The 8310-nt window shown below is 65.6% G+C and carries 5 protein-coding genes; 1 reads left to right on the top strand and 4 read right to left on the bottom strand.

Translation table 11 applies throughout. The annotated features are described in order from the left end of the window. Window positions 1–103: 103 nt before the first annotated feature. The 3 genes from R3P95_RS13340 to R3P95_RS13330 form a co-directional block, all read right to left on the bottom strand. On the bottom strand, window positions 104–2425 hold the full coding sequence (locus R3P95_RS13340) for a HelD family protein (protein WP_317548564.1): 2322 nt from the start codon (window positions 2423–2425) through the stop codon (window positions 104–106). A gap of 151 nt (window positions 2426–2576) precedes the next feature. Next, window positions 2577–3767, bottom strand: a complete 1191-nt coding sequence (locus R3P95_RS13335) for a DoxX family protein (RefSeq protein WP_269593966.1) — start codon at window positions 3765–3767, stop codon at window positions 2577–2579. A 137-nt stretch (window positions 3768–3904) separates the two neighbouring features. Continuing rightward, complete coding sequence (locus R3P95_RS13330) at window positions 3905–4594, bottom strand: MBL fold metallo-hydrolase (protein ID WP_317548770.1); 690 nt, start codon at window positions 4592–4594, stop codon at window positions 3905–3907. Between the two features lie 260 nt (window positions 4595–4854). Here R3P95_RS13330 and uvrA point away from each other — a divergent pair, with 260 nt between their 5' ends. Then, on the top strand, window positions 4855–7785 hold the full coding sequence (gene uvrA / locus R3P95_RS13325; RefSeq protein ID WP_317548563.1) for an excinuclease ABC subunit UvrA: 2931 nt from the start codon (window positions 4855–4857) through the stop codon (window positions 7783–7785). Window positions 7786–7897: 112 nt separating this feature from the next. Here the strand turns inward: uvrA and R3P95_RS13320 are convergent, their stop codons facing one another. Next, window positions 7898–8284 (bottom strand): DUF1844 domain-containing protein, encoded by a 387-nt coding sequence (locus R3P95_RS13320; protein WP_068050975.1) that lies wholly within the window; start codon window positions 8282–8284, stop codon window positions 7898–7900. Between the last annotated feature and the right edge of the window lie 26 nt (window positions 8285–8310).

Here is an 8310-nt window from a genome sequence, read left to right as displayed (position 1 = left end):
GGCGCGTGGGGGTGGGGCCACCCGGGCGGGGGTGGCCCGGGGCCCCCCCCCCCGGCCCCCCACGGGCCAAGCCCGGCCGGGGGCCGGTGGTGTGTGCGGTTCTCTAGGCTTCCGGCTCGAACGGCTGCAGCGCCGAGAGTTCACCCGGTAGTGCGTCCGCGTGCACGACGCCGAGTCGCTGAGTCGCTCGGGTCAGCGCCACGTACAGGTCGTTCATGCCCTTGACCGAATCCGCCACGATGGCACGGGGTTCGACGATCAGCACCGAGTCGAATTCCAGTCCCTTGGCGTCCTTGACCGTCGATACGGTGACCAGTTCCGATGCCAGATGGCGGAATCGGTCGACGTGGCCTGCGGGAACCAGCACTGCACTCAGGCCTGGGCGAGGGTGCTCGGCCACTCGCTTCTCGACCGCGGTGATCAGATCGTCCGGTGCCACCCGTTGGGCCCACGGTCGTGTCCCGGTGCTGCGGATGGACCGCGGCTCGGACTGCTCGGGATCGATGGCAGCCAACACGTCGTGTGCCACCGTCATGATCTCCGACGGTGTTCGATAGTTCACCGTCAGTTCGGTTCGCTTCCAGCGCTTGGCCACATACGGTTCGAGAACCGAACCCCACGACGAGGTACCGGCGGGATCACCGGTCTGCGCCGTATCGCCCACCAGTGTCATCCACCGATTCGGTATGCGCCGCATGACCATTCGCCACGCCATCGCAGAAAGTTCCTGCGCTTCGTCGACGATCACGTGCCCGTAGGTCCAGGTTCGGTCACCGGCGGCCCGTTCGGCCGTCGTGAGTCGTTGGCCCGAATTCTGCCGTCGCGCAAGCTGATCGGCATCGATGAGGTCGTAGGCCATCAAGATCTCCGGATCGAGTTCGTCCTCGAGATCCTGAGGTGCCGAACCGGTCAGGATGTCCAGGGCACCCTGGGCGTCGGCGATCTGGCCGCGCCACTGACGTTGTGCTTGTTCACGTTCGGCCGCGTCGTCGACGCCGAGTAGCTCGGCGAGTTCGTCGAGCAGGGGAGCGTCGGCCGAGGAGAACCCGTGGCCTCGGCGGACGAGGGCCTCACGCTCCATCTCGTCCAGTGCAGGCGCGGCCGAGGCGATTTTCTCGGGCGAGGCGAACAGGTCGCGAAGAACCTGCTGGGGAGACAGATCCGGCCACAGTTCGTCGACGGCGGCCATGACGTCCTGGTCCTCGCGCATCTCGTCGCGCATGTCCGCGATGTCGTCGGCGCTGAGCAGGCTGGACCCGTCGACGAGGTTCTGCCCGAGTTTCGCTGCCAATTGGTTGGCCAACTGGTCGATGACCGAGGACACGAACAGCGGACGAGCGAGGTTGTGCGGTCGCCGGGACGAGCGGGCACGACCGCGAGCCCTGGTGACGATCTTGCGATCGAGCGTGATGTCGTAGGTGTCGAACTTCAGCCGACGGGGTTGCGCGGGAACTTCCTGACGGTCGCGAACCGCTTGCGTCAGCACCTCCACCATCGACAGTCTGCCCTTGACCTCGGTCGCGAGGGCCGAGTCCTCGCGTTGCGCACGGACTCCCGGGTAGAGGTCGCCGATCGTGGACAGCAGCACTCCCGTCTCGCCGAGTGACGGCAGCACCTGACCGATGTAGTCGAGGAACGTGGCGTTGGGTCCGATGATCAGCACGCCGCTCTTACCGAGCTGCTGACGGTAGGTGTAGAGCAGATAGGCGGCACGGTGCAGCGCGACGGCAGTCTTGCCGGTGCCCGGTCCGCCCTGAACCACCAACACACTGCGATGCTGCGATCGGATGATCGCGTCCTGCTCGCTCTGGATCGTCTCGACGATGTCGTTCATCTGACCGGTACGTGCGGCATCGAGCGCCGAGAGCAGCGCGCCTTCGCTCGCGACGCCGCCTGCCACGGCCGCATCGTTCGACGATCGGGCGGAGTTCAGGTCGAGGAATTCGTCGGCGATCGATGTCACTCGCCGGCCGCGGGTACGAATGTGTCTGCGCCGCAACACGTTTTCGGGTGCGGCGGGCGTCGCCAGGTAGAACGGCCGGGCCATCGGTGCTCGCCAGTCGAGCAGCAGTGTCTCGTAGTCGTTCTTGTCGTCGAGAATCCCGACGCGGCCGATGTATCGCTCGGGCCGGTCGTCGACCTTGGGGTCGAGGGTCTCGGGATCGAGGTCGATGCGCCCGAAGCACAGTCCGTTCTCGGCGGCGTCGTACTTGGCGATGTCCTCGGTGTACATCTGGTTGAACGATTCCCGTTCGCTGCGGGCCTGCGGGGTGCCGCCGGTCTCCAACAGCACCGCGCGCAGTCGGTTCGCGGCATACTCGCGTAACGCGTCGAGCTGCGTGTACAGCCGCGTCAGATGCGCCTGCTCGAAGTCTTCTTCGAGCGGCACCACGGAGTCGCTCGATGTGTGGCCGTCGTCCGGCAAAGGGTCTCCTCGGGAGTTCGGCCGAGGCGAGGATATCGCCTCGAAATCAGCCAGAGCAGTCTACGCCGCACAACGGCCCTGCCGCAGAACCGCTGGTTCCGGGGCAGGGCCGTCTACGCGAACGTCGCTGTGTGGCTGTCTGCGAAAAAAATTACTTCGCGTACTGCTGCAGCTTCTTGTCCAAGTTCTTCTGAGCCTTGGCAACTCGCTTCTCGAGCTTGGCGCGAGCCTGCTCGGTCACCTTCTCGAGTTCCTTGCTCTGCTTCTCGGCGCGCTTGCGAGCGCGCTTGCTCAGCGTGTCGACGCGATCGGACGCCAGATCGGCCCACGTGACTCCGCGCTTCTGCGCCTCGTCGGCGAGGACAGACCCCTTCTCGGCCGCCAGATCGGCGAGCTTGGACGCGCGCTTCTGCGCGACATCGGCCAATTCGCCGCGACGATCAGCAGCGACGTCGACGAGCTTGGAGCCACGCTTCTGTGCGAGCTCCGCCAGGTCGGTCCCGCGATGGGCTGCCTTGTCGGCGAGCTTGGAGCCGCGCTTCTGTGCTTCTTCGGCCAAGTCGCTGCCGCGGTCGGCTGCCAGTTCGGCGAGCTTGGATCCACGCTTCTGTGCTTCCTCGGCGAGCACCGAACCCTTGTCGGCGGCCACGTGAGCCCAGCGGTTCAGTGCCGGCTGAGCTACGTCGGCCAGCTCCGAGCCCTTCTCGGTAGCGATATCGGCGAGCTTGGCCAACTTGGGCTGGGCGGCGTCGGCGAACTTGGCCAGCTTCGGCTGTGCAGCCTCGGCCAGATCGGCGCTGCGGCTCGCGGCGACGGCTGCGATTTCCTTGACGCGCTCACCGGTCTCGTGGGTGGAGTGACCCGGCAGGGCCGAGACGACGGTCTCCTGCGCGCGGCGTGCTGCCCGCTTGCTACGCCATGCGACGGACGGCTTGCCCTCGGTGTCGACGGCTGCGATGAGCAGTCCGCCGAGCAGGCTCAGGTTCTTGAAGAAGTGGATTCGCTGCGCAGCCTTGGTCTCCGGGTCGGTCTCGTTCCAGAAGGCGTGTCCGGCGAGCGTCGTCGGTACGAGACTTCCGGCGAGAGCCAGCGAGGCGATGCGCGGTGCCTTGCCGGTGGCCAGCAGAATGCCGCCCGCGACCTGGATTCCACCGTTGATACGGACCAGCGTCTCCGGGTCGTTCGGCACGTTCGCGGTGACCTCGTTGGGGAGGACGTCCTTGCCCTGCTCGATCAACGGGGTGGCGGCCTGGGCCTTGCCGGTGGGATTACGGAGTGCGTCGACGCCCCCTGCGATGAAAATCGTAGACATCAGCGGACGGGCGATACGGCGGACCAGCATTGACAGCCTCCTGCGTAGTTTCTCGTGTCATCGGCGGTGGAACCATGGACGGCACGGCGGTCCGAAAACCTACCGCTGTGCGTCCTTTTGTCACACTATTCATACCCCGTGGTTCGCGGTCTCAAGCACGCCGATCGTCACCAACCCCTGGCGCGCCATTCGTCCAGGTGAGGGCGCTCGGCACCGAGCGTCGTGTCCTTTCCGTGGCCCGGGTAGACAACGGTCTCGTCGTCGAAGCGGTCGAACAGCTTCGCTGTCACGTCGTCGAGCAGACGGGTGAAATCCTCGGGGCTGCCCGTCTTGCCGACGCCACCGGGAAAGAGGGAATCTCCGGTGAAGAGGTGGGTGCGCTTTCCGTCGGCATCGGTCAGTGCGAGTGCGATGGAGCCGGGAGTGTGTCCTGTCAGGTGCACCACGTCGAACGTGAGCTCTCCCACCGACACGGTGTCCCGATCGGCGAGCAGGCGGTCAGGAGCCACCGGCAGGGGGCCTGCATCGAGTTCGTGCGCTGCGGTCGGCGAGTCCGTACCGCCGGCGATGTCTGCCAGCGCCTGCCAGTGGTCGGCGTGCTGGTGAGTCGTCACGATGAGTGAGAGCGTCGGCGCGTACCGGTCGATGAGCAACGAGATTCGGTCGGCCTCGTTGGCGGCGTCGATCAGCACCGAGTGACCTGTTGCGGAACAGACGACAAGGTAGGTGTTGTTGTCCATGGGGCCGACCGACATCTTCGTGATCGTCGCTCCGGGAATCGTTCGCCGCTGCGGCTGCGAGCCCTGAGAGACGACGCCGGTGTAGTTGTCATCGATGACCATGAGGTGCTCGTCCATTTCCAGGACGCTACCGTCGTCGACGGCATGATGGGCGTCGGGGTCGCGCAGCTGGAAAAGTGTGTCGGTGCCTGGATCTACCATTGCTACTGCGTGAGGTTCGTCCCTCACCACAACAGGTTTTCGACGTGGGGTCCACGGTTACACGACGTGTGACCGGTGCGTCGGCATCACACGTCATCACGCGACTCGAAGGTCGTGCAGTGCTGCGCCCCGCAGCAACTCGGCTGGACGTGCTCGTTCGGAAAGAAGGGAACACAGTGGCGGATCGCCTGATAGTGCGAGGTGCACGGGAGCACAACCTGCGGGGAGTCGACATCGACCTGCCGCGGGATGCGCTGATCGTGTTCACGGGTCTGTCCGGATCGGGCAAATCCTCACTCGCCTTCGACACGATCTTCGCCGAAGGACAGCGTCGCTACGTGGAGTCGCTGTCCGCATACGCGCGGCAGTTCCTCGGCCAGATGGACAAGCCGGACGTCGATTTCATCGAGGGCCTCTCGCCTGCGGTCTCCATCGATCAGAAATCGACCAACCGCAACCCGCGATCGACCGTGGGCACCATCACCGAGGTCTACGACTACCTCCGGCTGTTGTACGCGCGCGCAGGAACGGCTCATTGCCCGGTGTGCGGCGAGCAGATCGCCAAGCAGACTCCGCAGCAGATCGTCGATCAGGTGCTGGACATGGAGGAGGGCCTGAAGTTCCAGGTTCTCGCCCCGGTGGTTCGCACCCGCAAGGGTGAGTTCGTCGACCTGTTCGACTCGTTGAACACCCAGGGCTACTCGCGTGTTCGCGTCGACGGCGTCGTACATCAGCTCACGAGTCCGCCGGTGCTCAGGAAGCAGGAGAAGCACGACATCGAGGTCGTCGTCGACCGCCTCACCGTCAAGTCGAGCTCGAAGCAGCGTCTGACCGACTCGGTGGAAACCGCCCTTCGGCTGGCCGACGGCATCGTGGTGCTCGATTTCGTCGACCGTGACGAGAATGCGTCGGACCGTGAGCGCCGGTTCTCCGAGAAGCTCGCCTGCCCCAACGGACACCCGTTGTCCATCGACGATCTCGAACCGCGGTCGTTCTCCTTCAACTCGCCGTACGGTGCGTGCCCGGACTGCGTCGGACTCGGCGTGCGCAAGGAGGTCGATCCGGAGCTGGTCGTTCCCGACGGGGATCTCAGCCTCGCCGACGGTGCCATCGCACCGTGGTCGATGGGCCAGACGTCGGAGTACTTCGGCCGCCTGCTCTCCGGGCTCGCCGACGCCATGGGATTCGACCTGAACGCGCCGTGGAACAAGTTGCCCGCCAAGGTCAAGCGCGCAGTCCTCGAGGGCAGCGATCACCAGGTGCACGTGAAGTACAAGAACCGCTACGGCCGCACGCGGTCGTACTACGCCGAGTTCGAGGGTGTGATGCCGTTCCTGCACCGCCGGTTGGAGCAGACCGAGTCCGAGCAGATGAAGGAACGCTACGACGGCTACATGCGCGACGTGCCGTGTCCCACCTGCAACGGGGCGCGGCTGCGGCCGGAGATCCTGTCGGTCACGATCGCGGCGGGCGACTTCGGCCCTAAGTCGATCGCCGAGGTTTGCGAATTGTCGATCGCCGACACCGCGAATTTCCTGAACAGCCTCACTCTCGGTCGCCGCGAGGAAGCCATCGCCGGGCAGGTCCTCAAGGAGGTGCAGGCTCGCCTCGGCTTCCTGCTGGACGTCGGTCTGGAATACCTGTCACTGGCCAGGACCGCAGGGTCGCTGTCCGGCGGCGAGGCGCAGCGTATCCGCCTCGCGACCCAGATCGGATCGGGGCTCGTCGGTGTTCTGTACGTCCTCGACGAGCCGTCGATCGGACTGCATCAGCGCGACAACCGTCGGCTCATCGACACGTTGACGCGGTTGCGCGACCTCGGAAACACCCTCATCGTCGTCGAGCACGACGAGGACACCATCCGTACCTCCGACTGGATCGTCGACATCGGTCCGCTGGCGGGTGAGCACGGCGGACGCGTCGTGCACAGCGGTTCGTACGAGGACCTGCTGACCAACGAGGAATCGCTGACCGGTGCGTATCTGTCCGGACGGATGGAGATTCCGCTGCCCGACACCCGTCGTGTCGTGGACAAGAAGCGTCAGGTCACCGTGGTCGGTGCCCGCGAGCACAATCTCCGTGGCATCGACGTCAGCTTTCCGCTCGGTGTGCTGACCTCGGTCACCGGGGTGTCGGGTTCGGGCAAGTCCACACTCGTCAACGACATTCTCGCGACGGTGATGGCCAACAAGCTCAACGGTGCCCGCCAGGTTCCCGGTCGGCACACCCGCATCAACGGCCTCGATCAGCTCGACAAGCTGGTGCGGGTGGATCAGTCGCCGATCGGACGCACGCCGCGCTCGAACGCGGCCACGTACACCGGTGTGTTCGACAAGATCCGCACGCTGTTCGCGGCGACCACCGAGGCCAAGGTGCGCGGCTATCAGCCCGGTCGGTTCTCGTTCAACGTCAAGGGCGGCCGGTGCGAGGCATGCTCGGGAGACGGCACACTCAAGATCGAGATGAACTTCCTGCCGGACGTCTACGTTCCGTGCGAGGTCTGTGAGGGTGCGCGATACAACCGCGAGACACTCGAAGTCCATTACAAGGGCAAGACCATCGCCGAGGTCCTGGACATGCCGATCGAGGAGGCTGCCGACTTCTTCGAGGCCATCACCTCGATCCACCGCTACCTCAAGACACTCGTCGAGGTCGGTCTCGGGTACGTCCGACTCGGCCAACCGGCAACGACGTTGTCCGGCGGCGAGGCGCAACGCGTCAAGCTGGCAGCGGAACTGCAGAAGCGGTCCACCGGCCGCACGGTCTACATTCTCGACGAACCGACCACCGGCTTGCACTTCGAGGACATTCGCAAGCTGCTCGGCGTCGTGAACGGCTTGGTGGACAAGGGCAACACGGTGATCGTGATCGAGCACAATCTCGACGTCATCAAGGTCTCGGACTGGGTCATCGACATGGGCCCCGAAGGTGGCTCGGGCGGCGGAACGGTTGTGGCACAGGGTGATCCGGAGGCAGTGGCGGCGGTCTCGGAAAGCTACACCGGCAAGTTCCTGCAGGAGGCGCTCACCCGCGAGTCGGTCGTCGCCCCGCCGGTGAAGGCGGCTGCGAAGAAGCGTAGGCCTCGCAAGGTCGCCGCCGTCCGATAAGCGCTGCCGTCGGCTGAAGCCGTCCGATTCTGACCCCGTGAACGACGAAGCCGCATCCGGTAGTCACCGGATGCGGCTTCGTGCGTCGGTCTCGACTTGGCTGGTGTTCTGCTCAGTGCACCGGACCGGTGTACTTCTCGCCGGGGCCCTTTCCCGGCTCGTCCGGATGGGCCGACGCTTCCCGGAATGCGCGCTGGAGGGCCTGCAGGCCGTCGCGAATGGGTCCGGCATGGGGGCCGAGGTATTCCACCGACGCGGTGACCAGGCCGGCCAAGGCGGTGATGACGCGGCGTGCCTCGTCGAGGTCGAGGTATGGGCTCTCCGCGGGATCCGGCTCGGACAGTCCCAACTTCTCGGCTGCGGAACTCATCAGCATCACCGCAGCGCGGCTGATGACCTCGACCGCGGGGACTTCGGCGAGTTCACGGACTTCGGGCTCGGTGCCGACGGGGTCGGCACCCGCGGGATCGCCATCGGCGGGAGTGGGGGCGCTGGTCATGCCTACGAGAATCCCACGCCGCCTGC

Source organism: Rhodococcus cercidiphylli (assembly GCF_033042225.1).
GTDB lineage: Bacteria > Actinomycetota > Actinomycetes > Mycobacteriales > Mycobacteriaceae > Rhodococcoides.
Note: the sequence above shows the minus strand (reverse complement) of the source record. Positions and strands in the feature narration are given on the sequence as shown.